The following is a 25,862-nucleotide window of genomic DNA, read 5'->3' as shown; positions in this document are numbered from 1 at the left end:
TCAAAATGACAAAGGTAAGGATTCAGCGGCACATTACTTTTCACCTTTCACTCTTCACCTTTCACCTTAATAAAGGTTCCAGCGCATGCCGATGTAGAATTTGCGGCCCATAAGCGGTCCCCAAACGTTCATCGAGTTGAACTCCGCCGACCACGGGTTGCCGGCCCCCACAATGGGGTCTTTCTGGCGATAGTCGGCAATGTTCTCGCAGCCCACATAGACGTCGAACTTACCCAGCTTGCGGCTCACCTGCGCATAGAACATCGGATAGCTGGGCGAATAGTTGTCGAAATCGGGCTGTCCGTCAGCCCCGAAACGCGGCACGCGCGACGGACCGTTGAGCTGCGCCGTAGCGTCGAAGACCCAGCGGCGGAACTTGGTGGCATACTGAATGTTGAGCAGCGTTTTGTAGCGGCTCACCAAGGGCCGTTCGACCCGCTTGGTAGTGCCGTCGGGACGGTCGATCGTCATTTCGCTGTCCGTATAGCGGAACGTCGCGAAGATGTCGAGCCGCTCGACGGGCGTCCACGAGAAATCCACCTGATAGGTATCCGTGAAGGAACGGCCGCGGCTGTCGTAGATGTTGATATACTGCGGGTTCCACTCTTGGTCGGCCACCACGGCACGGTAGAACTGCGTGCGGAAATAATCGAAGCTCAGCGTCATGTTGTCCTGCCCCAGCGCCGAGAAAGTCTGCGTCAGGCTTCCGCCCGCGGTCAGTGCCATTTCCATCCGGTCAAGGCTGCGAAAAGCCGTCTCGCTGGCCGCAGTGTCGCCGTCGAAGATAATCCGGCGCCCGGTGGCCAGGATGCCGATGTTGTCAGTGATGACGTTGGTCGAACGGTAGCCCAGGCCCGCCGAAGCTCGCAGCGTGGTCGTCGGCGTAATGTTCCACTTCACATGCCCGCGCGGCGTGAAGTAGAACTTGTCGTAATAGCTGTTGTAGTCGCCGCGCACACCTGCCACCAACGAAAACTTATCCTTGATAGTATAGGTATACTCGGCGTAGGCGCCCGCCTCGTGTTCGGTGCGGTTGAGCTTGTAAAGCGCCGACCCCTGCCCCGCAATCCAGGGCGTTTTGTTGAGCAGCGTCTCGCGCACGGCCGAAGTATGGCCCTGCAAACCCACGTTGAGCGACGAACGGTAGGTGAAATAATGGGCGTACATCAGATTGGCCGACAGCGTGTTTTCGTTGCCGCCGTAATCGTTGAGCCCGAAATAGGCGTCCTCGTTGAAGTGGTCGAAATCGACGACGAAAGCGAGGTTGGAACGCATCTCGTCGGCTTCCTCCTCATCGTAGACCGACGGACCGACGGGGGTGCCGACCTTGAAATACCCGTTGGCTCCGCGGTTGCGGATGTGCGAACCGTAGTGCGGCATGGGCTTGCCCTCGGTCTGCCAGTCCCAATCGTTGAGCATCGCTTCGCGCATGGCGGCCGTGTTCTTGTAGCCTATCATGCCGCCCAAACGGTTTTCCTGCACGAACTTCCAGCCCCAGCGCACCTGCGTACCGTTGTCGGCCGCGTAGAGCCACTTGTTGGCCACGTTGATCTGGTCGGCCTTGGGCAGGTCGCGGAATCCGTCGTGGTTGTGGTCCATCTTGCGCACGTCGGTGTCCATCGAACCGTGGAGCAGCACGACGGACGAAAGTTTCTTGTCGCGCGAAACGGGAAAAGCCGACGACAGATTGACTTCGGGCCGCAGCTCGTCGTCGAGGTAGAGATTGACGAAGAGCCGTTCGTCGTCCGTAGGCTTGCGGTGCTCCAGATTGATCTGGCCCGTGATGGCCTCGTGGCCCGCCGTCACCGACGAAACGCCCTTGGAGACCTGAATCGAGTTGAGCCACATGCCCGGCGTGTAGCTCAGCCCGTAGGGAGCCGACAGACCGCGCATGATGGGGCGGTTCTCGTCGAGAATCTGCGTGTAGGTTCCGGCCAGCCCGAGCATCTTGATTTGCCGCGCCCCCGAAATGGCGTCGCTGTAACCGACGGTGACCGACGCCGAATTCTCGAACGACTCGGCCAGGTTGCAGCAGGCCATCTTGCAGAGCCCCGCGAACGAAATCATTTCGCCCTTGAGAATGCCGTCGCGCTTGACGTAGTTGCCGCTGAGCGTGCCCTCGATCACCACGTCGTCCAGCGCGACGCCCTCGTTCTGCAAGGCGAATTCGACGCGCGGCGTACCGGCCGCCACCTGCAAGGTGTCGTTCAGATAGCCCAGATAAGTAGCTACCAGCTTATTGTAATTCTTGACACGGTGCAGCTGGAACGCACCCGTCGCATCGGTGCTCGCCCCCACGTTCGTGCCGGCCCAATAGACCGCGGCCCCGACCAAAGGCTGCCCTTCGGCATCGCGCACCGTCCCCCGCAGCTCCTGCGCGGCGACTGCGCCGCAAAAGGCAAGGGACAAAAACGAAAGAATGAATGTCTTGATTTTCATGATTTTCCGTAATCGGTTAAAAACTCTTTTCCGGTCGGATGCCTGCACGAGGTATCCGCCGCAACGTTTCTAAGCCGACACGGGAGGAGCCCGCAGTCCGCCGACCGCCAAGAACGGCGCGGCTATCAAAGGAACGGGCTGCGCGGGAGCATTCCGGCGCAGGGCGGGCACATGGGCGGGACACGGACACTCGACCGCCAGCGACGACGGCAGGAACGTCACGGCACAGCGCGTGGCTTTGTCGTCGTCGTTGTGGATGCCGGTGTAGAGCTTGACCGCGGTGGAATGGCGGTCGCAGGGACATGCCGTGTGCAGCGCTTCGGCGCCACCCACGGCCTCGGCGTCAACGTGCCCGGACGCACAGCAGAGGTGCTCCGCAGCGTGGACCGCTTCGAGACAACGGCACGACAACGAACGATAGGCCGTCCCACCCGTCGCCAGCAGATAGACGACGAGCAGCAAGGACGATATGTATCTTCTGAAGCCCATTGTTACCATGGCCGGAAGCCCGACGCTTCCAACGTCGAACGGCCCGACTGACCGCAAAGGTATGAAAAATAACGGAAACATCCAACAACCGGGCCGAAAGAGCAGCCGAAGGAACCCGAAGCGCGAATTATGAATTGCGAATTATGAATTGTGAATTCAAATTAAACTATCTTTGTGCTATGCAACCGGGCGACGAAAAAACATACGAAGCGCTGCGGCGCTACTGGGGATTCGGCGAGTTCCGGCCCGTACAGCTGGAAATCATCCGCTCGGTGCTGGCCGGGCGCGACACGCTGGCGCTGATGCCCACGGGCGGCGGCAAGTCGCTGACGTACCAGGTGCCGACGATGACCCGCCAGGGGCTCTGCATCGTCGTGACGCCGCTCATCGCCCTGATGAAGGACCAGGTCGACCGCCTGCGCGCACGCCGCATCCCGGCCGTCGCCATCCACTCGGGCCTCACACCGCGGCAAATCGACATCGCGCTGGACAACTGCGCCTACGGCGACGTAAAATTCCTCTACGTGGCGCCCGAGCGGCTGGCCACCGAAGCGTTCCGCCTGCGCGTCGAGCGGATGAACGTCCAGCTTATCGCCGTCGACGAAGCCCACTGCATCTCGCAATGGGGCTACGACTTCCGGCCGTCGTACCTGCGCATCGCCGAACTGCGCGAAAAACTCCCCGGCGTTCCGGTCCTGGCGCTCACGGCTTCGGCCACGAAACCCGTCACGGACGACATCATGCACCGCCTGCGATTCGCCGAACCCCGCTTGCTGCGAAGCAGCTTCGCCCGCCCCAATCTATCGTACAGCGTCCGCCGCACGGACGACAAGAACGGCCAGCTGCTGCGTCTGGTGCGCAACGTGGCGGGGTCGGGTATCGTCTACATGCGCACGCGCGAGGGCACCGAACAAGTGGCGGCGCTGCTGCGCGACGAGGGCATCGCGGCGCTGGCCTACCACGGAGGACTGCCCTCCGCCGAACGCGCCCTGCGGCAGGAAGAATGGGTCAAGAACAAGGTCCGGGTCATGGTGGCGACGAACGCGTTCGGCATGGGCATCGACAAGCCCGACGTGCGGTTCGTGGTCCACTACTCGATTTGCGATTCGCTCGAAAGCTACTACCAGGAAGCCGGGCGGGCCGGACGCGACGGACAGCGGGCCTATGCCCTGCTGCTCGCGGCGTCGGACGACAACGCCCGCGCAGAACAGCGCTTCAAGAAGGAATTTCCGCCGCTGGACCAAATCAAGGATATTTACGAACAGGTCTGCTCCTACCTCCAGGTCGGCATCGGCGACGGGGCCGGAACGGCCTGCCTGTTCAACCTCCACGACTTCTGCGCCCGGCAGCACCTGTGGTCGGGCACGGTCGTGGGAGCGCTCAGGCTCCTGCAGCAGAACGGCTATCTGACGCTGACCGACGCGCAGGAGAACCCCGCGCGCATCATGTTCGCCGTCCACCGCGACGACCTCTACAAGCTGCGCGTCGAGCGCAGCGACCTCGACCACTTCATCCGCACGCTCCTGCGCCTGTACAACGGCATCTTCACCGAATTCCGCCCCATCGACGAAGCCGAAATCGCCACCTGGAGCGGCTACACCGCCGACAAGGTCAAGGAGCTGCTCAAGCGGCTGTGGCAGCTGCGCGTCATCCGCTACGTTCCCTCGAACCGCTCGCCTATCCTCTATTTCAACCAGGAACGGCTGCCGCGCGCCGACCTCTACATCGCCCCCGAGACCTACCAGCGGCGGCAGGAGCTGCTGCGCGAACGCTTCAGCCACATGACCGCCTACGCCGCCAACGACACGGAGTGCCGCAGTGCGGTGTTGGAACGCTATTTCGGTTCGGAAGAAACAACAGCGTGCGGCATCTGCGACCTCTGCCTGGCGCGCCGCCGGGCCGCGAAACAGGATGACGGGCTGCCTGCGCGGATACTGGAGCAGCTCGCGGCGGGCCCGGCCAAGGCACGCACGCTGGCAGACGCAGTCGCAGCACCGCCCGAACGGGTGGCCGAAGCGGTGCGCCGACTGCTCGACGAAGGGAAAATCGCGGCCGACGAAGCGGGAAATCTGAGAATTATTGCGTAAATTTGCGGGAACATCACGGCTACCCAATGTCTACGACCAACACCTTTACGGACAAGATAAGCAACGAGCTGACGGCCGGGCTTCCGGCCATCGAATTCCGGGGCGAAATCCGCATTGTCGACCACGAACGCGACATCGCCGCGGCCTGCAAGGAACTTGCGCGGCACCCCGTCATCGGATTCGACACCGAGACACGCCCCTCGTTCCGGCCGGGAGTGACCTACCGCGTATCGCTGCTGCAGCTCTCCACGCCGGAACGCTGCTACCTGTTCCGGCTGAACAAGATACCTCTGGCCAAACCCATCCTGCAACTGCTCGAAGACCGCAGCGTGCTCAAAATCGGCGCCGACGTCAACGGCGACCTGCGCTCGCTGCACCAGATCCGCCACTTCCGCGACGGCGGGTTCGTGGATCTGCAGCTCCTTGCGGCCGAATGGGGCATCGCCGAAAAGAGCCTGCGCAAACTCTCGGCCATCGTGCTGGGCAAACGCGTATCGAAAGCCCAGCGCCTGAGCAACTGGGAAGCGGCGACGCTGACCGACAAGCAACAACTCTACGCCGCGACGGACGCGTGGGTCTGCACGCGCATCTACGAACGTCTGCTGCGAACTCCGAAACTCAAAAAACCGCAACCATGATACCTCAAGTATACCTGCGCAAAGGCAAGGAAGAATCGCTGGCCCGCCGCCACCCCTGGATTTTCTCGGGCGCCATCGACTACATCAAGGCCGAAGAGGAGGAATTCGCCGAAGGGGCGCTGGTCGAAGTCTACACCCGCGCAGGCGAATTCATCGCCCAAGGCCACTACCAGGTAGGCTCCATCGCGGTGCGCGTACTCTCGTTCGAGCGCGAGGCCATCGACCAGGCGTGGTGGAACCGCCGCATAGCCAGCGCCTACGGCGTGCGCCGCACGCTGGGACTGACCGACGACCCGTCGACGACGTGCTACCGGCTGATTCACGGCGAGGGCGATTCGCTGCCGGGGCTGGTGGTCGACATCTACGGCACGACGGCCGTGGTGCAGTGCCACTCGGTAGGCATGTACCTTGCGCGCCGTGAAATCGCCGAAGCGATCCGCGCAGCATACGGCGACAGCATCACAGCCATCTACGACAAATCGTCGCAGACACTGCCCTACAAAGCGGAGCTGAACGCGGTGGACGGCTATCTGTGGGGCACGACGGACCATGCGTCGCAGGTAGTGCTGGAACACGGCAAGAAATTCGTGGTCAACTGGGAAAAAGGCCAGAAGACGGGCTTCTTCCTGGACCAGCGCGAAAACCGCGAACTGGTGAAACGCTACGCCAAAGGCCGCACGGTGCTGAACACGTTCTGCTACACGGGCGGATTCTCGGTCTACGCACTCTCGGGCGGCGCCAAGGAAGTCTGCTCGGTGGACTCGTCGGAGCGGGCCGTAGCCCTGGCGACGGAAAACATGCGGCTGAACTTCGGCGAAGGAGCCCCCCACACCGAAGTGGCGGCCGACGCGGTGGAATACCTGCGCGACATAGGCGACAAATACGACCTGATCATTCTCGACCCTCCGGCCTTCGCCAAACACCACAAAGTGCTCGGCAACGCGATGCAAGGCTACAAGCGACTGAACGCCAGAGCCATGGCGCAGATAAAACCGGGCGGCATCCTCTTCACGTTCTCGTGCTCGCAGGCGGTATCCAAGGAGCTGTTCCGCACGACGGTATTTTCGGCGGCGGCCATAGCGGGGCGCAAGGTCCGCATCCTGCACCAGCTGACCCAACCGGCCGACCACCCGATCAACATCTACCACCCCGAGGGCGAATACCTCAAGGGGTTGGTGCTGTATGTGGAATAGATTTCGGGGCGTTCGCACCTCCGACAAACAAAACCCCGCCACTTCATTCATTATTAACTATACGCTATTCACTCAAAAAAACGCGCCGGAAAAACCGACGCGGTTACTGCATAAGCGGATGGCCCGCTAAGCATTCTTACTTCTTCCGTGCGTGCTGCTGGGCCTCCTGCTGGCGCAGAAGCTCCTCGTAACGCTGTTGGAACTTCGATTTCTTGCCGTTGGACTTCTTGGCGGCATTGGCGGCCATGACGGCCTGAATCTTCCCGTCGTCGACCAGCCGCCGGATGACGAGCGTCTGCCCGATAGTCAGCAAGTTGGAGAGCAGGTAGTAATAGCACAGACCGCTGGCGTAGTCGTTGAACCAGAAGAGCAGCATCAGCGGCATCATGTAAACCATCATGAACTTCATGCCGGCCATCTGCGGCTGCGAAGAAGCGGTCTGCTGGTAATTGTAGTAAGAATAAGCGAAAGTCGAAAGGCACATCAGCAGCGCGAACAACGACACATGGTCGCCGTAGAACGGAATCGAAAACGGCAGGTTCAAGATGCTGTCGTACGACGAAAGGTCGTGCGCCCACAGGAACGACTGCCCGCGCAGCTCGATGGAAGCCGGGAAGAAGCGGAACATGGCAATAAGGATGGGCATCTGGATGAGCATGGGGATGCACCCGCCCATGGGGTTGATGCCTGCCTTTTTGTAGAGCTCCATGGTGGCCTGCTGGCGTTTCATGGCGTCCTCCTGCTTGGGATACTTCTTGGTCAGCTCGTCGACCTGCGGCTTGATAAGGCGCATCTTGGCCATCGAAATGTAGCTCTTGTAGGTGAGCGGCGAAATGACCAGCCGGATCAAGACGGCGAGAATCAGGATGATGATGCCGAAGCTGCCTATGTAATTGCGCAGGAAATCGAAGACGGGGATGACGCACCAGCGGTTGATCCACCCGAAGATGCCCCAGCCGAGCGGGATGAGCCGTTCGAGCGAAAGGCGTTCGCCGCCGGCCTCGACCTTGCGCAGGATGGAATACTTGTTGGGCCCGAAATAAAAGGCGAAGTCGTAGCCCTGCGTCTGCGGAGTATAGGGCACTGCCATCTGTGCGGCGAAGTCCTTGACGTAACCGCTGCCGGGCTGTGCCGTGGCGAACGACATGTCGGCGTAGGAGACGTTCTGCGGAGCGATGAAGACCGACGAGAAGAACTGCTGCTTGAAAGCCACCCAGTTGACCGCCGTAGTGACGTTCTTGGACTTGGTGCCATCGCTCATGCCCAGCTCCTCGATGGACGATTCGTCGGGGAAACGGTAGGCGACGGTCGTATACATGTTCTCGTTCTTGAACCCGCGCTCATTCTGATAGGAGACGTTGGCCCACTGGATGCCGATGGACGACTGGTTGGCCATTTCGGGCGCCATGCCGACCAGCCGCACGTCGAAGTCGACCAGATAGTCGCGCTGGGGCGAGACCCCATTATATATAAGGTATTCGTATTCGAGCCAGGCCCCGCCGCTGACGGGCAGGCGCATGACCACCGACTGCGCACCCTCGGCCGTGGTCCGGACGGGCTCGGCGGCAAAGGTGTAGTCGGCCGTATTGACAGGCACGTTGTTCGTGCCGTTCTTGACGTAGAACGTGAGGGCGAAACGGGCGCTGGCCGGGTCGAACAGCTCGACCGGCTGGTGCCGCTCGTGACGCGGTGCATACTTCGTGTAATCCTTGAGCGTCACGCCCTTGATCTGCCCGCCGCGGGTGGAGAAACGCACCGTCATGACGTCGTTCTCGACGGTGAATTCCTCGGCAGCGGCGGCCTCGGCTGCTGCCAGCGTCTCGCCGACGAGCGAAACCCGGCGCTGCTGCTCCTGCTCGGTGGTCACCGATTCGGCGGCGCTTCCGCTCCCGGCCGCATCGGCGGGCAGCACGGCGGGTGCCGACGCTGCGGCGACCGAATCCTGATAAGCCTGCCACTGGGCCAGCTCCTGCTGGTAGCGCTTCTGCTCGCGGCTGCTGTAAAAGGTGAATCCCGCGAAGAGAAGCGCGATCACCACGATTCCTATGATTGATTTCTTATCCATCTATGAACTGACTATTTATTTTTTCTGTGCGTCGTACTTCAGCGCGGCGCCGACGAACGCGACGAACAACGGCGAGGGGCTCTGAACGGTACTCTTGTACTCGGGGTGGTACTGCGTCCCGACGAACCAGGGATGCCCTTCGATTTCGACCACCTCGACGAGCCCCGTATCGGGATTGATGCCCACGGCGTTCATCCCGGCGTTCTCGAACTGCGCCAGATAATCGCTGTTGAACTCGTAACGGTGGCGGTGACGCTCCGAAACGTTGAGCTTGCCGTAAGCGGCGGCGACCCGCGAACCCTTCTTCAGCTGACAGGGATAGGCCCCCAGACGCATGGTGCCGCCCTTGGCCGTGACCCCTTTCTGCTCCTCCATCAGGTCGATGACGGGATGCGGCGTAGGCTCCATCTCGCTGGAATTGGCGTCGGCGAGGCCCAGCACGTTGCGGGCGAACTCGATGACGGCGCACTGCATGCCGAGACAGATGCCGAGGAACGGAATATTGTTCTCGCGCGCGAAACGCACGGCTTCGATCTTGCCCTCGATGCCCCGGTTGCCGAAACCGGGCGCGACGAGGATGCCGGCCATCTTGCCCAGCTGGGCTTCGACGTTGTCGCGGGTGATTTTCTCGGAATTGACGTAGCGCAGCTTGACCTTGCAGTCGTTCATGGCCCCGGCGTGGACGAACGATTCGCAGATGGACTTGTAAGCGTCGGGCAGTTCGGTGTACTTGCCGACCAAGGCGATTTCGACCCGCCGCGACGGATGCTTGACGCGCTCCACGAAATCGCTCCAGGCAGCCATGTCGGGCTCCTGCTCGGAGGGCAGGCTGAGCTTGTCGAGCACCACCTCGTCGAGGTGCTGGGCGTGCATGCGCAAAGGCACCTCGTAGATGGTGGGCACGTCGATGGACTCCATGACGGCGTTGGCGTCGACGTTGCAGAACAGCGCGACCTTGCGCCGCAGGGCGGGCGTGAGCGGATGTTCGGTGCGCAGCACGAGGATGTCGGGCTGCAAGCCGTTCTCCAGCAGCGCCTTGACCGAATGCTGCGTGGGCTTGGTCTTCAGCTCGCCCGAAGCGGCCATGTAAGGGATGAGCGTAAGGTGGACGAGGGCCGTATTGCGGTGGCCGAGCTGGTAGCGCAGCTGACGCACCGATTCGATGAACGGCAGCGATTCGATGTCGCCGACCGTACCGCCGATCTCGGTGATGATGACGTCGTACTTCTTGGTCTGGCCGAGGAGCTGGATGCGCCGCTTGATTTCGTCGGTGATGTGGGGAATGACCTGCACGGTCTTGCCGAGGTACTCGCCCTTGCGCTCCTTCTCGATGACGCTTTTGTAAATCTTGCCCGTCGTGACGTTGTTGGCCTTGGACGTGGGATGGTCCGTGAAGCGTTCGTAATGGCCCAGGTCGAGGTCGGTCTCGGCTCCGTCTTCGGTGACGTAGCACTCGCCGTGCTCGTAGGGATTGAGCGTTCCGGGGTCGACGTTGATATAGGGATCGAGCTTCTGAATGGTGACCGAGTAACCGCGCGCCTGCAGCAGCCGGGCGATGGAGGCGGAGATGATGCCCTTGCCGAGCGACGAAGCGACGCCGCCCGTGACGAAGATGTACTTGGGTTTCGAGAGTTTCATATTGGATGTATGCTATTCGTTGCTGGTGGACGGCCCGGAGACAGGACGGTCGATTTCGCGTATCTTCTCGACGGTGGCAGCTATCTCGTCGCGCAGGCGGGCGATTTTGGCCTCGACATCGGCGATGAGTTTGTCGGCTCCCTTAGAGCGGGCGAAGAACCCGATGTTGTTTTCGAGCTGCGCGGCTTCCTGCTCCAGCTGGCGGACGCGCCCCGCGAGCTTCTCGCGCTCGGAGCGGAGCCGGCCCTCGCCGGAAGCCTTGAGCGAAGAAACCTTCTCGCGGAAACGGTTCAGCTGCCGGTCGCGCTCGGAACCCCGCACGGCGCGGAACAGCGCGTCGACAACTTCCTTGTAACGCTTCTGCAAAGTCTCCTTGTGCTTGATGGGCACGAAACCGATTTCGCCCCACCGCCGCTGGAAATCGCGGATAAGGTCGTAGCCGCCCTGCCGGACCTCGGCCGCCTGCATCTCGTCGAGCAGGGCGAGCTTCTTCTGCAAATTCTCCTCCTGCTCGCCGCCGACCGACGCGAAATGGGCGCTCTTGCGCTCGAAGAAGCGGTCGCAGGCAGCGCGGAAACGTTTCCAGAGGGCGTCGGAATGACGGCGCGAAACGGCGCCGATTTCTTTCCAGCGGGCCTGCAAGGCGATAAGTTCGTCGGTGGCCTTCTTCCACTCCTCGCTGTTCATCAACGATTCGGCCGCCTCGCACAACTCGCTTTTGAGCTGGAAGTTATGGTCCATTTCGGTCTTGAGCCCGGCGAAGAAGCGACGCTTGGCGTCGTAGAACTTGTCGCAGGCGGTGCGGAACCGTTCGTAAATCCGGGTATTGTCTTTCTTGGGCGCGAAGCCGATGGTCTTCCAGGTCTGCTGAATGGCGAGCAGCCGTTCGCTGGCACGGTTCCACTCCTTGCGGGCGGAGAGAGGCTGCGAAAGCAGTTCTTCGCAGGCGGCGCAAAGCTCGGTCTTAAGTTCGAGGTTCTTCAGTTGCTCGGCTTTCAGGGCGTCGAAATACTCCTGGTGCAGCTTGTTGATGCGCGAAGATGCCGCCTTGAAGCGCTCCCACAAAGTCTCCTTGAACTCGTGGGCCACGGGGCCCGTCTCGCGCCACTCGTCGTGGAGCTTCTGCAGCCTGCGGGAAGCCTCGACGATCGACGGTTCGAGCAGCAGCGCCTCGGCCTGCTCACAAAGGGCGACTTTCTGCTCGTAGTTCTTCTTGAGGTCAAGGTCACGCAGCTCCTTGTTTATCTTGATGAAACCGTAGAAATTCTCGACATGGAGGTTGTAGGTCTCCCACAAATCCTTGACATGGGCCTGCGGCACGATGCCGGTCTCTTTCCAGCGGGCCTGCAGGTCGCGGAACCGGGCAAAGGTATGGTTGAGCGTTTCGTCGGAAGAAACCAGCTCCTTGAGCTCTTCGATGATTGCCAGCTTGGTACGCAGATTGTTCTCTTTCTCGGCTTCGAGGTTGGCGATGAATTCGTCGCGGCGGGCGCGGTAGTCCTTGAAAAGTTCCTTGAAGCGCGTTTCGAGTCCGTCGACCGGGGCCACGAAACTCTCCTCGGGCTCGCCCGATTCAACGAACGCGCGGCGGACGGCTTCGACCTCGGCACGGCGAATCCGGTAGAATGCGATTTTCAGCGCTTCGACCTCGCGGCGGATGCTCTGGACAGGACGCTCGGAAAGCAGGCGGGCGAAGAGGGCCAACAGCTCCTCCTTGGTCTTGCCTGCGAAAGTCTCGGCCGCAGGCTGCGCTTCAGCTTCGCTCTCCTCGGCGGTCTCGCCCTCGATTTCGAGCCCGGCATCGCGGGCGGCCAGCGCGGCGTCCTCCTCCGAAAAATCGACCTCGGACAGCTCCTCCGTCTCCTCGGCGGCCGCGTCGGCGGCTCCGACGCTTTCGGCCTTGATACGGGGACGCCGGGCCCGCGGAGCCTGCTCCCCGGCGGAGCGGGTCTTTTCGGGTGCCGCAAGCGCATCGGGCGACGTTTCAGTCAGTTCGGTCGTTTCGGCCTGCGGCCCGGCCGCAGGAACGTTCAGCGCATCTTCGGCCGCAGGGCCGGCATGCTCCTCGGGAGCCTGGAGAAGAGGATTTACGGTAGCCATCTCAATCACTTTTAGGTCGGTTCCCGGCCGCTGAGCCGAGGAATCTTGCAAATATAGCCATTTTTCCCGGGCCGCCGCACGATTTCCGGGGAAAATTCGTATCTTCGCATAAGCGACGGAGCAAGAACCGAAACAACGAACGATGACAAAACACCGTATCCTGCTGGTCGACGACGAAGCCGACATCCTGGAATTCGTGCGCTACAACCTGCTCAAAGAGGGCTACGAGGTCCACACGGCCTCGAACGGCGCCGAAGCGCTGGAGGTCGCCGCCGCGACCCGCCCCCACCTGATCCTGCTGGACCGGATGATGCCCGTCATGGACGGTGCGGAGACGTGCCGGGCCATCCGCCGCGACCCGCGCCTGCGCGGCACGATAGTGGTGTTCCTCTCGGCGCTGGGCGAGGAAGAGCAGCAGCTGACGGGATTCGGAGTGGGTGCCGACGACTATCTGGTGAAGCCCATCCGGATGAAGCTGCTGGTGAGCCGCGTCAAGGCGATACTGAACCGCATAGACAGCCAGCCCGCACCGCCGCAGCCGGGCATCGCGATAGACCGCGAGCGCTACACGGCCACATGCGACGGCCGCGAAATAACCCTGCCGCGCAAGGAGTTCGCCCTGCTGGACCTGCTGATTTCCTCACCGGGAAAACTGATTCCGCGCGAAGAGATCTACGCCCGCATCTGGGGCCACGAAGTGGTGGTCGGCGACCGCACCATCGACGTCCATATCCGCAAGCTGCGCCAGAAAATCGGCGAACGCCACATCACGACGGTCAAGGGCGTGGGCTACCGTTACGAACCGTGACCGGCGTTTTTTAACGATTTTTCCACCGAAACGGGCAGAAATTCAGACGGACGGCAACTATTTTTATCGTAAATTTGTGCACTCGCAAAAAAATAGCTACATTTAACTTATCAATCTTTAACACGAAGAAATAACGACATGGTAATATTGGTACTCAACTGCGGTTCCTCGTCGATCAAATACCAGGTAATCGACATGGAAGCGGCATCGAGCGAACTGCTCGCAAAAGGCCTCGTAGAACGCATCGGACTTGCGGAGGGCGACCTGACCCACAAACCCGTGGGCAAAGAGAAATTCGAGCTGCACCGGCCGATTCCGGACCACACGACGGGCATCGAGCTGGTCATGGCGGCCCTGACCGACCCCCGGCACGGGGTCATCGGCTCGCTCGACGAGCTGAAAGCCGTAGGCCACCGCGTGGCGCACGGCGGCGAATTCTTCCCGCAGAGCTGCCTGGTCAACGAAGACACGAAAGAGAAGATACGTTCGCTGTGCCAGATAGCGCCGCTGCACAATCCGGCGAGCTTAGAGGGCATACACGCCATCGAGAAGGTCCTGCCGGGCGTGCCGCAGGTCACAGTGTTCGACACGTCGTTCCACCAGACCATCCCGGCCGTGAACTACATGTACGCCCTGCCCTACGAATACTACGAGAAATACCGGGTCCGCAAATACGGATTCCACGGCACGAGCCACAAATACGTTGCCCGCGCGGGTGCGAAGCTGGCAGGCATCGACCCCGACCGCTCGAAAATCATCACGTGCCACATCGGCAACGGCGGTTCGGTGACAGCCGTGCTCAACGGCCGCTCGTTCGACACCTCGATGGGCTTCTCACCGCTGGACGGTCTGGTCATGGGCACGCGCTGCGGCCAGGTCGACGCGAGCGCCGTCACGTTCATCGGCGAAAAAGAGGGAATGAGCTACGCCGAGCTCGACACGATGATGAACAAGAAATCGGGCGTCATGGGGCTGACGGGCATATCGAGCGACATGCGCGACATCGACCGCGCCTATGACGAAGGCAACCCGCGGGCCATCCTCGCGCGCGACATGTACTACAACCGCATCAAGAAATTCGTGGGCGAGTACGCGGCCGAAATGGGCGGTGTAGACCTCATCGTATTCACGGGCGGCGTAGGCGAAAATTCGGCCGAAATGCGCGAATCGGTCTGCACGGGGCTGAAATTCATGGGCGTGCGCTTCGACAGGAACGCCAACGCCGGGGCCCGCGGAGTGGACAAAATCCTTTCGGCGGCCGACTCGAAAGTGAAGGTGGCGGTCGTTGCCACGAACGAAGAGCTGGTCATCGCCACGGACACGTACAATTTGGTGAAATGAATAATTAATAATGAATAGTGAATAATGCGACCGAAGCATTGTTCCCGTTCGGAAAAACCGCGAAAACACTAAACAGATAACCATGATTCAACATCTTACCGAAATCGTCGAAGAGGCGAGAAAGAAAGGCCGCAAACGGCTGGCCGTAGCCTACGGGCAGGACGCCCACACGCTGGAGGCAGTCTACGAAGCCTATAAGGAAGGGTTGGTCGAACCGACCCTCTACGGCGAAAAGGCCGTCATCGAAGAAGTGTGCCGCGAACACGGCATCGACATCAACGCGTTCAACATCGTCGACGAAAAGAACGACATGAAGTGCGTGCAGCAGGCCGTGGCGGCCGTCGTGGCGGGCAACGCCGACGTGCTGATGAAAGGCCTGGTGTCGACCGACAAGTACATGCGCGGGATTCTGAACAAGGAAGCGGGCCTCTTTCCCCCGAAAGGCGTGCTGAGCCACGTGTCGATTTCGGAGATGCCCTGCTACCACAAGCTGCTCGTCATGTCGGACGTGGCGGTGATTCCGCAGCCCGACTTCAAACAGAAGATGAAGCAAATCGGCTACCTCGCGCAGACGGCCAACCTGCTGGGCGTCGAGACCCCGAAAATCGCCTGCATCGCCCCGTCGGAACAGGTGCTGCCGAACGTCGTGTCGTCGACCGAGGGCGCACTGCTGGCTAAGATGGGCGACCGCGGCCAACTGGGCAACGTCATTGTGGACGGACCTCTGTCGCTGGACGTGGCGCTGTTCAAGGAAGTGGCCGAACACAAGAAAGTCAAGGGCTCGTCGGTGGCCGGAGACCCCGACTGCCTGCTCTTCCCCAACCTCGAATCGGCCAACGTATTCTTCAAGTCGACGACCCACCTTTGCGGCGGCGAACTGGCTGCGATGGTCATGGGCACCAAGGTACCGTGCGTGCTGACCTCGCGCGGCGACAGCAGCAAGACCAAACTCTACTCGATCGCACTGGCCTGCCTGGCCGCCAAATAAGAGACTTCCCCGGATACCGCCCGGGCCCCTGCCGGCAGGGGCCCGGGAACGGACCGGAGACCGCACCTGCCGCCCTGCGCGGCGCCATGCGGCCGGGCCCGGAAACCGGACCACACATTCCCCAAGAACCGAGAAACCTATGAGCTACAAGATTTTAGCTTTGAATCCCGGCTCCACCTCCACGAAGCTCGCGCTCTACGAGGACGAGCGCCCTTTGTTGGAACTGACCCTGCGCCACTCGACCGAGGAAGTGTCGCGCTTCGCCAACGTCATCGACCAGCTCGACTGGCGCCGCGGGCTGATTCTCGAAAGCCTGCGGGACAACGGCTTCGGCCTCGGCGAGCTGTCGGCCGTCATCGGCCGCGGCGGACTGATACGCCCCGTCACGGCGGGCGTCTACGAGGTAAACTCGCGGATGCGCTACGACCTGCGCAACGCCCAGATGAAGCACGCCTGCAACTTAGGCGGACTGCTGGCGGCGCAAATCGCCCACATGGCCAAGGTCAAGGCCTACATCGCCGACCCGCCCGTGGTGGACGAAATGGACGACGTGGCCCGCATCACGGGGATGCCCATGTGTCCGCGCAAACCCATCTTCCACGCACTCAACCAAAAAGCCATCGCGCGCATGCACTGCCAGCGCGAAGGACGCGTCTACGAGGAAACGAACCTGATCGTGGCCCACATGGGCGGGGGGATTTCGGTGGCGGCCCACAAGCAGGGACGCATCGTCGACGTGAACAACGCGCTGGACGGCGACGGACCGTTCGCCCCCGACCGCGCGGGCAACATCCCGTCGGCGGAACTGATAAAGGTCTGCTTCTCGGGCAAGTACACCAAGGACGAACTGCTGAAATTCATATCGAGCAAGGGCGGCCTCGTGGCGCTCTTAGGCACGAATTCCGTGATACAGGTCATGGAGCGCATCGGGCAGGGCGACGAGCGCGCCGCCAAGGTGCTGGACGCCATGTGCTACAACATCGCCAAACAAATCGGCGCGATGGCGGCCGCTATGGCCGGAAAGGTCGACGGCATTCTGCTGACAGGCGGCATCGCCTACAACGGGCCGATCGTCGAAGCCATCCGCGAACGCTGCTCGTTCATCGCTCCGGTCCATGTTTACGCCGGGGAGAACGAGCTCGAAGCGCTCGCCCTCAATGCGCTGGTCGTCCTGCGCGGCGTTATCGAACCGAAGAAATACCTGTAAGCAGCCGTTCGGCAGAAGAAAGGCGGGCCGGGGAAATCCATCCCCGGCCCGCCCTGTTTCCACGGCCCGCAGCCCGGCATCGCCGGACCGCAGGCCGCTCTGCTTCGGGGCACCGAACCCCTACCGCCCGTCGGCATCGTAGTACGAAGCCAAGCGGTAGAGGTTAGCATGAAGCGTTTTCATCATCGACAGATAATCGGCATAGGGCTGGTACTCGACCGAGACAATCCCCTTGTTGGAACCCCTGCCGCCGCTGTAACCGTCGGTATACTCGAAGTGCATCCACCCGGCGCAGCGGCGCGTTTCGAGCAGACGCAGGCAGAAATTCTGGTAGAACTCGCCGCGGTTGCGCTGGGTGCGGACCAGCCAGCCGCCGCCGTCGGTATTGGGATAGGGGCGCCCCTTGTAGGAGGCGTCGTCGGCCTTGACGTAGAATTCGGAGATGATGAACGGCCGTTCGCCGCACCACGTGGCAAGGTTGGCCATGTAGACGGGCTCGGGCTGCCAGCGCGAATAGTAGTTGACCGACACGACGTCGCAATAGCGGGCGCACGCTTCGACAATCCCCTGCGTGTACTTGCTCCAATCGTGGAGACGCGCACCGAGAATCAGGTGGTTGGGGTCGGCCTTGCGGACGGCTTCGGTCGTGACGCGGAAATAATGGTCGGCGACCTCGGCGCGGAACTTCTCGCGGTGGGCCTCCGTGATGCCGGCTTCGGAAGCGATTCCCTCGCGGGTCATGAACGCCCGCGCGAAGTCGCGGGCGGCGCTGTAATCGTCAGGCAGCGAAAGGAAGTGCGCGAGTTCGACACCGAGAGTGACGCTGCCGTGTTCGTAGGCGACGAACGGCAGTTCGTTGTCCAGGTAATATCCGACGAAATGCTCGTCGTCGCGGAACAGGGCGCACTTCTCCTGCGCCAACTGCCCGGCGTACTCGGCGAACTTGGGCTCGAAAGCGAGCACCAGCCGGTTGTACTTGCCCGAATCGAAATTCTGCCCGTAGCCCAACGACTTCATGTCCCACATGAACGTGCGTAGCAGGTAGAGGTTCTCGCCGTAGGCGAGCTTCTTTCCCGCGGGGCAAAGCAGGTTGGAACGGATGTCGTCGGGGAAGCGCGCGATGCGCTTGGCGCCGTAGGAAATATAGTTGAAGCCGTTGGACGCAAGCAGGCTGCCCGTCTCGGCGCTCCAGGCGGCGTCGGACGAAAAACGGGCCTTGTAACCCGCTTCGTGCTCCGGAGTGGGCGTGTCGTCCATGTGGTAGGGACGGACGTGCTGCGTACCGCGCAGGATGACCGCCCCGCCGTCGGGGTCAAGGAAATACCAGCGGTCGCCGGCCTTGGCAACGCGGAAAAAGCCCTCGGCACCCCGCACCGAGACGGGTTCGCCGTAATCGAGCCGCCCGCCCCACGGGGTTTCGACATGGAAATCGACAGGCCGGAACCAGTTCATGCCCGCGACGGTGCGGGTCTGGGTGGCATCGGCGATGTCGCCCCCGGCAATGGCTTCGGAGACGGTCCAGCCGCGGAACTGGCCGTTGACCAGCCGCCGGAACTCGACCTGCGAATAGGTGTACTCGGGCAGGTCGCCGGGACCGGGCCGCTGTTCGGCGCCGGGCGCCGGGTCGTCGGTGCAGGCCGCAAAAAAGCCTGCGCAAAGAATCGGAAGGAGAAGTTTCTTCATGGTGCTAAAACGTTTTAACAGGTTGGTTTTCAGATTGGAGCTGCAACAAGGCGGCAGCGTAGCGCGCACCCAGTTCGCGCTGGCTCGCGGCGGCGAAAGCAACGGCGAAACTGCCCGCAGGCCCGACGCGCTGCATGCCGAGCTCCTTGCGCACGGACGAATAGCGGTTCAAAGGCCCGGCAGCAGGCTCGAAACGCCCCTCGGCGTTGAACAGAAAGACCCCGGGCAAGGTGTCGCGCGCCGCAGCGTCGAGCGGTCCCCGCCCTGCCATGTTGGACTGGCCGATGCAGAGCACAAGCTGCAACCGCTGCGGCTGGGCGGCAAGGCCCAGCGGCAGGAGCACGAAAAGGAGTAACAATCGCTTCATGGGTCAATGATTGCGGTAGATGCGGATGGCGTTCAAGACGGGTTCGCCCTCGACGGGGAGGAAGTCGATGCGGATGCCCTGCCCGTTGCGGACGACGACTTCGGCCTTGCGGACCAGGGCGCGGGCGAATCCGGCTTCCTCGGCGATGGAGAAATCCTGCAACAGCCTGGAACCGTTGACCACGACGTCGAAACGGCGCCCCCGGTAACGGGTCCCGGCGTCGTCGGCCCCGAGATTGTAGGCCAGCGCCTCGCGCTCGTCCTCGGTGTCGAGTTCGGCCCAGTGGAAATAAACAGAATAGGTGCCGTCGGGTACGTCGGCTCGGAACTGCTCGATGCCGACACGCTGGGTCTGGAACAGGGCGTTGCAGTCGGTGCCCTTGATGTCGGCCGCCGAACCGAGCCACCCGGTCCCCTCGCGGCGCAGGGGACGGCCGCCCACGTAACCCCAACTGCCGGGGGTGTAAGGCTGCTCGGGAATCCACGCCGTACCGGCCGCGCGGTCGTCGAAATAACGGGGCGAACCGAGCATGACGCAGAGTTCGGAGAACCCGCGCGGCGAAGCCTTCATCAGGCGGAAATCGACGGTGAGGGCTTCGGTGAGGGTGCCCGCCGTGGCGACGAGCCTGTTTTCGCCGTCGACGAACGGCACGTCGAACATGGCCACCCCGCCCTCGGTACGCTTGGTGGCGAGCTTGCGCCCGTTGTGGAACAGCGTGACGGACGAACGGTCGGTGAAGACCGGAACGGGCTGCATGCAGCGGCCCCTGCCGTCGTCGGCGCCGCCGCGGTTGAGCCAGCAACGGTTGCCGATCAGAAGCTGCGGCCCTGCCAGGCGGGCCTTATAGAAAAGGTAGGTATCCTTGGGCTCGCGGTCGAGCCCGGTGAGCCCCTTGAGATTGACGTGGGGCACGGCGTCGGCCCGCGGCTCGGAATAGAAGCTGTTGAGGTTCCAGACCGACGACCCGGCGACGAACGGCCGCCGCATGATTTCGCGCAGATAGTGCCGATGATAGACGAGCCCGTACTCCTGCGAAAAATCGAACTGCTCGGGCGCGAACGAATGGACCCGCTGGTCGACGTCGGCCCCGTACTCGGTGACCATCAGCACCTTGTCGGGATACTCGGCATGGAGACGGTCGAGAATCTTCTCGAAACGGGTGATGTCCTTTTCGTACCAGCCCTGGTAGAGGTTCCAGCCCTGAATCATGGGGATGCGGGTGAGCCCGGCCGCGGCGTAGGCGTCGGGCGCGTTGTGGTAGGCCATCATGGTGTAGCGCGAGGGGTCCTCGGCGCGCACAGCCTCCTCCAACGCCCGGGCGACGCGCTCGACGGCCTTGTAATAGACGGCGAGCTGCGCGGAGTCCCTGTAGGGCGGACGCAGCAGCACCTCGTTCATGTAGGCCCAGATGATGACCGAGGGGTGGTTGAAATCCTGCCGGATCATCTCGCGGGCCATGCGGACGCTGTTGTCGAGAAACGCGTCGCTCTCGGTGACGGCGTTGACAACAGGAATTTCGACCGACGCGAGGATGCCCAGCCGGTCGCACATTTCGAGCACGACAGGGTCCTGCGGATAATGCGAAATACGCAGGAAATTACCGCCCATCCGCTTCAAAAGGCGGATGTCGCGCTCGTGCATGGCATCGGTGAGCGCCCAGCCCCGGCCCTCGTAGTCCTGGTGGCGGCACGTACCGACGAGCTTGCGGGGCCGCCCGTTGAGGAAGAACCCCCTGTCGGGGTCGAACGAAAACCACCGGAGCCCCAACGAACTGGAGACGCAGTCGAGTTCGGAACCGTCCTCGGCGACGATGCGCGTGAGAACGCGGTAGAGGTTGGGAGCGTCGAGGTCCCACAGCTGCGGGTCGGCGATGCGGATGCCGCGGCACACGGGCTCGGCGACCTGGCCGGGCTCCACGACGAGGGGACACCCGGCGCGGGCGGCTTCGGAACCGTCGGGAGCGAAGATACGGTGTTCGACGCGCAGACGGGCCGTGCGGTCGGAGCGGTTGGCAACCAGCGTCCGGACGTCGACTTCGGCCGACTGCGCCGAGACGCGGGGCGTGGAGAGATAGACCCCCGAAGAACCCATGTCGGTGGGCGCGATGTGGACCTTATGGGTCAGCAACAGACTGACATCGCGGTAGATACCGCCGAAGAAAGTGAAGTCGGCCGAGAGGGGCGGCATGTCGGGGTCGTGGCGGTTGTCGGCCTCGACGGCGACGAGGTTCTCACCGACGGAGACGAACGGCGTAATGTCGACAACAAACCGCGTATAACCGCCCGCATGCCTGCCGGCGAAATGGCCGTTGACATAGACGCAGGCGGTCTGGTTGACCCCCTCGAAACAGAGGTAGACCTGCCCCGACACGGCGTCGCCGGAGAGGAAGAAGCGTTTGCGGTACCACGCCGGACCGCGGTAGAACCCGGGCTCGTCGTCGTCGGCATCCTGCGCGTTCCAGGTATGGGGAACGTCGACCGTCGGCCAGGCGGAATCGTCGGCCGCGGGAAGGAATGCCCCGTAAGGCGAACCCTGTGCAAAGCGCCACGCCTCGTTGATGGTGTAGCGCTCGCGGGCGGAGAGCTCCGCGAGCGACGCCAAGGCAAAAAAAAGAACGGAAAGGAATCTCATATCGTCGGAACATTAAAAAGTACACACGAGAGGCCGGCCGTCGTAACGAACCGTCTGTTCGGCAGGGGCGCAATCGGGGCGGAACAGCCGCAGGGCGAATTCCTGCTCGCAGGCCATCCCCTCGTAAGCCCCCTCGCGGCGGGAGATGCGCAGCGCGGAAGCGGCATCGTCCCAATCGAAACGCACGAGGGCATAGCGGCCGTCGGCGTAGCCGAACCCGTCGCCGGAATCGTCGTAGAGGTCGAAACGGGCGTCGGCTCCGGCGTAGATGCGGATTTCGAGCCGCGCATCGGGGCCCTCCATGACGGACTGCTTAGGCTCGCCGAGGGGCAGAACCGAACCCCCGCGCACATAGAGGGGCAGCTCGGTGAGGTCGCACGCCTTGGAGACGCGCTCGCCGCCGGGGTGCGCTTCGCCCGTGAAGAAATCGTACCACCACACCCCGCGGTGCTGCGGCAGCAAGGTGGCGACCTGCTGGTGCGAAGCCCCGGCGGGCATGGGCCGGAAGACGGGCCGCACGAGCAGCGCCCCGCCGAACAGAAAGGCGTCGTCGGCCGAAGCGACGGCGCGGTCGGCGGGAAAAGCCATGCCGAGGGCCTCGAACATGGATGCGTCCTCGGCGGCGACGCGCCGGGCGACGGAATAGACGAAAGGCGTCAGGCGGTAACGCAGGCCGATATACTTGAGCTGGTTGCGGTAGAACACGCTCTGCCCGCCGCCGAACTGCCACGGCTCGCGCGGAACGTCGGTGCCGTGGGCGCGGAAGATGGGCAGAAAAGCCGCGAACTGGAACCAACGGGCGTAGAGGTCGAGGTAATCGGGGTCGGCGAGCCCGCGCGGATAGGCTCCGCCGTTGGAACGGACGAAGAACCCGCCCGCATCGACCGTCCACCACGGAAACCCCGAAGCGGACAAACCGGCACCCGCAGCGAGCTGCCGCCGGAAATTGTCCCACGAAGCGACGACGTCGCCCGACCAGACGGCCGTGCCGAAGCGCTGCTGCCCGGCGAACGCCGAACGGGTGAAGAGGAAAGGCCTGCGGTCGGGCTGTGCGTCCCGCAGCCGCCCATAGAGGTCGGATATCCACACGAGCGAATACACGTTGAGATAACGGTGGAAAGGCCCCCAGGCGGTCTGCCCGGCCGACTTGGAGCGCTCCTCCTGCCGCCGCTGGGTGAATCCCTCGCGGAACGAGGGCTCGGTAGCGTCCATCCACCAACCGTCGACCCCCGCAGCGAGGAGCCCGCGGCTGAAATGGCGCCAAAAAACAGCACGCGCGGCAGGGTCGAAAGCGTCGAAAACCTTGTACCCGGCCCAAGTGCGCTCGTCGAACAACGCCCCGGCCTGCTCCAGCTCGCGGCAAACTTCCGTCCGGGGCCCGAAACCGGGCCAGACGGAGAGCATGAGCCGGACGCCGCAGCTGTCGTGCAGCCGGGCGATGCGGGCGGCAGGGTCGGGAAAACGCAGGGAATCCCACCGGAGCGAATTCCAGTGCGGCCTGTCGCCCCAGTACTCCCAGTCCTGCACGATGACGTCGAGCGGAATACGCCGCCTGCGGAACTCCTGCGCGACGCTTTCGAGCTCGTCGAACGACTTGTAACGTTCGCGCGACTGCCAGAACCCGAAGACCCACTTGGGCGGCAGCGATGCGGCCCCGGTGAGCTCGCGGTACCCCCGCACGCAATCGGCGGGGCTGTCGCCGCGGACGAACCAATAATCGACGGCATCGGCAACCTCGGAGACGAACGCGAACCGTTCGCCGCAGTCGCGGAACTCGGACGAAGAATAATTGTCCCACAAGATGCCGTAACCGCGCGACGAAACGAGGAAAGGATTGGCGATCTCCTTGTTGGCCTGGAGCAGGAGCACCGTATCGCGCTTATGGTCGACGCGGCCCGTCTGGTACTGCCCCAGCCCGTAGAGCGATTCGTCGGGCGAAGTGCGGAACGACTGCTCTATGGCCAGACAGGCCTCGCCGCCGACGGTGTCGGCAACCAGCGTGCGCGCGTCTTCTTCGAGCAAGGGCCGCTCCGAAGCAGGGTCGAAGAACGAGAAACGCCCCGACGCCCGGTCGTAACGGACCTCCAGGCGCGAAGTACGGAACAGATACCCATCCTTGTCGGAGAGACACCGCACGGCGACGGGCACGTCGGCAGGAACGGTGACAAGCCTGCGGGTGACAAGCCGCGCCGTATCGGGCCGCACGAGGATGCGCACGGCGCGCTCGGAACGGAACTCGACGCAGCAGGTCATGCCCCGGTCGTCGAAACGGAACGTATTGCCGTCGCGGGAGGGGCCGCAGCCCACGCAGGCGAAAAAGAGCGCGGCGAGGAGGGATGCCCGGCGAATCATCGGAACAAAGTATAGTGGAACGAAACGTCGCGCACCTGGACGGGCCCCTTGAACATGAAAGTGAAGTTGGGCGACGCGTCGTAACGGATATTTTCGGGCGGGAGCTCGACGCGCACCCGCTTCCAACGGCCCGAACCGTCGGTGCGGAACTTGGCGACGGTGGAGAACAGCTCCTTGGGGCTTCGGTCGGTACGCGAATAGACGAAAGCGAAGCGGTCGGTCGGCGCGCCGTCGAAGTACTCGAATTCGAGGTACCCGGAATGGGCCCGGGCGGTCATCAGGGGACCGAGCGCCCACGCGGGGAAGTAGACCTTCAACTCGGGGTCGGCGCTCCAAGCCCCGTGCAAGGGCTCGCTGCTGAAACGCAGGTCCGAAGCCGCTATGTCGAGCGCCCGCCGCCGGAACTTCTGCTCAACAGCGGCAAGGAGCCCGCCGGCGTCGTCGAGCAACTGCCGGGCGTCGGCATAGCGGGCGTTGGCGATACAAAGGGCGGCCTTGTCGAGCAAGGCGTCGGCACCGGGCGCCTTACGGCCTGCGGCGGCGAGAAAAGCACTGCGCTTCCGGGCACCGAAGAGCTGCGCGGGCAACTCCAGACCGGAAGAATCGGCGGCGAACTCCTTGAACGCCGAAGCGTAACGCAGCGTAGTGCGCAGCTCGCGGTCGCCGTTCTCGCGGGTGGGCTCGATTTCGTGACCCTCGGTATAATCGCTCCACGAAGCGATGAAAATCATGTCGAGGCTGTCGCGCGACTCCATGCAGAACTGCCACAGCCGCTCGTAGGTACGGCCCCCGTCGCGGGGGATGCAATAGAAATGCTGTCCGCCCCACCCTGCGCAGCCACGGTTGTCCATCCCGGGCGCGACGAACCCGGACTTGACGGTACAGGCGGGGTCGGGGCTCAACCAGACGGAATCGCGGAAAGGCTTCATGAACTCGATGCAATCATCGGGCGCGGCCCAATGGTCCCACTCGGCGTGGGCGGCATCGCGGGTGCGGACACGGGCGGGCAGCCAAGGGGTCGGCACGGTCCCGAGCCTGCGCCAGGCCTCGATGTCGTCGCTCCACCGGACGGGCTCGTAACGGTCGCCGTCGAGCCTGCCCCACTCGGCCCAGCGCCGCAGGACGGCAGGCCGCGGAGACCCCTCGGGGAAGCGGACCTGCGCGACGACGCGCGCGTACTCGGCGGGCGAAGCGCCGGGCCCGAAGAGGTAGAAGACGGACCGCCCGCCGACGCGGGGAGCGGTAGGACCGGAAAGGACGCTGTCGACGAGGTACTGATAACACCGGACGTAATAGTCGGTCTTCTGCTCGCGGGTGACGATGTCGGGGTGCAGCCGCGTAATCCAATCGTAATAGAGCCACCCGTCGCACCAATTGACGCCTATCTCGAAACCGTAGCGGGCCGCGACGGGCTGCATGGCCCGAAGCAAGAGGTCGTTCTCGTGGCCCATGAAACCCCACTCGATGAAGAAGCCGTCGATACCGGCGGTCTTGGCCGAGAGAATCTTGTACTCGATGGCGTGGGGGTCGAGGTCGGACTGCATGCCGACGGCGGGATAAGCGACGGCGGCGATGTCGTGGCGCCCGAGCGAATCGACGAAATCGGCGTTGTAACAAAGCCGCTCACGCCCCGTGGCCGACTTCCGGGTATCGGCGTGCATCTCCCAACGGCCCAGCTTGCCGTCGTGGGCGCGCGAATAACGCACGCCGTGGAAATCGGCATAGACCTTCTTGCCGTTCTGGGCCGAGAGGGACAGGACGCCGCAAAGCGCGGGCAGCAAAAACAGACGGAAAAGTTTCATACGAAAGAAATCGGAAAAAGGGGAATCCCCGGGC

17 protein-coding genes are annotated in these 25,862 nt (G+C 62.9%); 7 read left to right on the top strand and 10 right to left on the bottom strand.

All coding sequences use genetic code 11. From position 1 onward, the window contains the following. Nucleotides 1-66: 66 nt before the first annotated feature. Together NFR47_RS06140 and NFR47_RS06135 are read right to left on the bottom strand one after the other, a co-directional pair. Complete coding sequence (locus tag NFR47_RS06140; RefSeq protein WP_251214691.1) at nt 67-2,439, bottom strand: TonB-dependent receptor; 2,373 nt, start codon at nt 2,437-2,439, stop codon at nt 67-69. Between the two features lie 69 nt (nt 2,440-2,508). After that, complete coding sequence (locus tag NFR47_RS06135) at nt 2,509-2,928, bottom strand: hypothetical protein (RefSeq protein WP_251214690.1); 420 nt, start codon at nt 2,926-2,928, stop codon at nt 2,509-2,511. Nucleotides 2,929-3,107: 179 nt separating this feature from the next. On the opposite strand from NFR47_RS06135, the gene NFR47_RS06130 reads away from it, so the two are divergent. Genes NFR47_RS06130 through NFR47_RS06120 form a run of 3 tightly spaced genes read left to right on the top strand, consistent with a single transcriptional unit; the run spans nt 3,108 to nt 6,846 of the window. Then, a complete protein-coding gene (locus NFR47_RS06130; protein ID WP_251214689.1) occupies nt 3,108-5,015 on the top strand; it encodes a RecQ family ATP-dependent DNA helicase in 1,908 nt (635 codons plus the stop codon). A gap of 26 nt (nt 5,016-5,041) precedes the next feature. Next, nucleotides 5,042-5,653: a 3'-5' exonuclease gene (locus NFR47_RS06125; RefSeq protein ID WP_251214688.1), complete on the top strand. Its 612-nt coding sequence runs from the start codon at nt 5,042-5,044 to the stop codon at nt 5,651-5,653. Next, on the top strand, nt 5,650-6,846 hold the full coding sequence (locus tag NFR47_RS06120; RefSeq protein WP_251214687.1) for a class I SAM-dependent rRNA methyltransferase: 1,197 nt from the start codon (nt 5,650-5,652) through the stop codon (nt 6,844-6,846). The genes NFR47_RS06125 and NFR47_RS06120 overlap by 4 nt, the downstream gene beginning before the upstream one ends. Nucleotides 6,847-6,982: 136 nt before the next feature. Here NFR47_RS06120 and yidC read toward each other — a convergent pair whose 3' ends face one another. Genes yidC through NFR47_RS06105 form a run of 3 tightly spaced genes read right to left on the bottom strand, consistent with a single transcriptional unit; the run spans nt 6,983 to nt 12,649 of the window. After that, nucleotides 6,983-8,911, bottom strand: a complete 1,929-nt coding sequence (gene yidC / locus NFR47_RS06115) for a membrane protein insertase YidC (RefSeq protein ID WP_251214686.1) — start codon at nt 8,909-8,911, stop codon at nt 6,983-6,985. A gap of 15 nt (nt 8,912-8,926) precedes the next feature. Next, complete coding sequence (locus tag NFR47_RS06110) at nt 8,927-10,549, bottom strand: CTP synthase (protein ID WP_251214685.1); 1,623 nt, start codon at nt 10,547-10,549, stop codon at nt 8,927-8,929. Nucleotides 10,550-10,561: 12 nt separating this feature from the next. Then, nucleotides 10,562-12,649 carry a DUF349 domain-containing protein gene (locus tag NFR47_RS06105; RefSeq protein WP_251214684.1) on the bottom strand — a complete coding sequence of 696 codons (2,088 nt, stop codon included), beginning with the start codon at nt 12,647-12,649 and terminating at the stop codon, nt 10,562-10,564. A 142-nt stretch (nt 12,650-12,791) separates the two neighbouring features. On the opposite strand from NFR47_RS06105, the gene NFR47_RS06100 reads away from it, so the two are divergent. The 4 genes from NFR47_RS06100 to buk all read left to right on the top strand — a co-directional run bounded on the left by NFR47_RS06100 (nt 12,792) and on the right by buk (nt 16,993). Further along, nucleotides 12,792-13,457, top strand: a complete 666-nt coding sequence (locus NFR47_RS06100; protein WP_251214683.1) for a response regulator transcription factor — start codon at nt 12,792-12,794, stop codon at nt 13,455-13,457. 138 nt (nt 13,458-13,595) lie between these two features. After that, nucleotides 13,596-14,798, top strand: a complete 1,203-nt coding sequence (locus NFR47_RS06095) for an acetate/propionate family kinase (RefSeq protein ID WP_251214682.1) — start codon at nt 13,596-13,598, stop codon at nt 14,796-14,798. A gap of 82 nt (nt 14,799-14,880) precedes the next feature. Beyond that, a complete protein-coding gene (locus NFR47_RS06090) occupies nt 14,881-15,786 on the top strand; it encodes a phosphate acyltransferase (RefSeq protein ID WP_251214681.1) in 906 nt (301 codons plus the stop codon). 139 nt (nt 15,787-15,925) lie between these two features. Then, nucleotides 15,926-16,993, top strand: coding sequence for a butyrate kinase (buk, locus tag NFR47_RS06085; protein ID WP_251214680.1), 1,068 nt, complete (start codon nt 15,926-15,928; stop codon nt 16,991-16,993). Between the two features lie 120 nt (nt 16,994-17,113). On the opposite strand, the gene NFR47_RS06080 is transcribed toward buk, so the two are convergent. Genes NFR47_RS06080 through NFR47_RS06060 form a run of 5 tightly spaced genes read right to left on the bottom strand, consistent with a single transcriptional unit; the run spans nt 17,114 to nt 25,828 of the window. Beyond that, nucleotides 17,114-18,676 carry a glycoside hydrolase 5 family protein gene (locus tag NFR47_RS06080; protein ID WP_251214679.1) on the bottom strand — a complete coding sequence of 521 codons (1,563 nt, stop codon included), beginning with the start codon at nt 18,674-18,676 and terminating at the stop codon, nt 17,114-17,116. A gap of 4 nt (nt 18,677-18,680) precedes the next feature. Next, nucleotides 18,681-19,043, bottom strand: coding sequence for a sialate O-acetylesterase (locus tag NFR47_RS06075; RefSeq protein ID WP_251214678.1), 363 nt, complete (start codon nt 19,041-19,043; stop codon nt 18,681-18,683). A 3-nt stretch (nt 19,044-19,046) separates the two neighbouring features. Next, nucleotides 19,047-21,674: a glycoside hydrolase family 2 TIM barrel-domain containing protein gene (locus tag NFR47_RS06070; RefSeq protein WP_251214677.1), complete on the bottom strand. Its 2,628-nt coding sequence runs from the start codon at nt 21,672-21,674 to the stop codon at nt 19,047-19,049. 12 nt (nt 21,675-21,686) lie between these two features. Then, nucleotides 21,687-24,026, bottom strand: a complete 2,340-nt coding sequence (locus tag NFR47_RS06065; RefSeq protein WP_251214676.1) for a glycoside hydrolase family 31 protein — start codon at nt 24,024-24,026, stop codon at nt 21,687-21,689. Beyond that, nucleotides 24,023-25,828, bottom strand: coding sequence for a glycoside hydrolase family 99 protein (locus NFR47_RS06060; RefSeq protein ID WP_251214675.1), 1,806 nt, complete (start codon nt 25,826-25,828; stop codon nt 24,023-24,025). The genes NFR47_RS06065 and NFR47_RS06060 overlap by 4 nt, the downstream gene beginning before the upstream one ends. Nucleotides 25,829-25,862: the final 34 nt, after the last annotated feature.

The organism is Alistipes muris (genome assembly GCF_943193205.1).
Taxonomy (GTDB): Bacteria; Bacteroidota; Bacteroidia; order Bacteroidales; family Rikenellaceae; genus Alistipes; species Alistipes muris.
Note: the sequence above shows the minus strand (reverse complement) of the source record. Positions and strands in the feature narration are given on the sequence as shown.

Bases quoted from the DNA above. Each gene is read 5' to 3' on its own strand.
- NFR47_RS06140 (WP_251214691.1), bottom strand. From the start codon at position 2,439: ATGAAAATCAAGACATTCATTCTTTCGTTTTTGTCCCTTGCCTTTTGC.
- NFR47_RS06135 (WP_251214690.1), bottom strand. From the start codon at position 2,928: ATGGGCTTCAGAAGATACATATCGTCCTTGCTGCTCGTCGTCTATCTG.
- NFR47_RS06130 (WP_251214689.1), top strand. From the start codon at position 3,108: ATGCAACCGGGCGACGAAAAAACATACGAAGCGCTGCGGCGCTACTGG.
- NFR47_RS06125 (WP_251214688.1), top strand. From the start codon at position 5,042: ATGTCTACGACCAACACCTTTACGGACAAGATAAGCAACGAGCTGACG.
- NFR47_RS06120 (WP_251214687.1), top strand. From the start codon at position 5,650: ATGATACCTCAAGTATACCTGCGCAAAGGCAAGGAAGAATCGCTGGCC.
- yidC (WP_251214686.1), bottom strand. From the start codon at position 8,911: ATGGATAAGAAATCAATCATAGGAATCGTGGTGATCGCGCTTCTCTTC.
- NFR47_RS06110 (WP_251214685.1), bottom strand. From the start codon at position 10,549: ATGAAACTCTCGAAACCCAAGTACATCTTCGTCACGGGCGGCGTCGCT.
- NFR47_RS06105 (WP_251214684.1), bottom strand. From the start codon at position 12,649: ATGGCTACCGTAAATCCTCTTCTCCAGGCTCCCGAGGAGCATGCCGGC.
- NFR47_RS06100 (WP_251214683.1), top strand. From the start codon at position 12,792: ATGACAAAACACCGTATCCTGCTGGTCGACGACGAAGCCGACATCCTG.
- NFR47_RS06095 (WP_251214682.1), top strand. From the start codon at position 13,596: ATGGTAATATTGGTACTCAACTGCGGTTCCTCGTCGATCAAATACCAG.
- NFR47_RS06090 (WP_251214681.1), top strand. From the start codon at position 14,881: ATGATTCAACATCTTACCGAAATCGTCGAAGAGGCGAGAAAGAAAGGC.
- buk (WP_251214680.1), top strand. From the start codon at position 15,926: ATGAGCTACAAGATTTTAGCTTTGAATCCCGGCTCCACCTCCACGAAG.
- NFR47_RS06080 (WP_251214679.1), bottom strand. From the start codon at position 18,676: ATGAAGAAACTTCTCCTTCCGATTCTTTGCGCAGGCTTTTTTGCGGCC.
- NFR47_RS06075 (WP_251214678.1), bottom strand. From the start codon at position 19,043: ATGAAGCGATTGTTACTCCTTTTCGTGCTCCTGCCGCTGGGCCTTGCC.
- NFR47_RS06070 (WP_251214677.1), bottom strand. From the start codon at position 21,674: ATGAGATTCCTTTCCGTTCTTTTTTTTGCCTTGGCGTCGCTCGCGGAG.
- NFR47_RS06065 (WP_251214676.1), bottom strand. From the start codon at position 24,026: ATGATTCGCCGGGCATCCCTCCTCGCCGCGCTCTTTTTCGCCTGCGTG.
- NFR47_RS06060 (WP_251214675.1), bottom strand. From the start codon at position 25,828: ATGAAACTTTTCCGTCTGTTTTTGCTGCCCGCGCTTTGCGGCGTCCTG.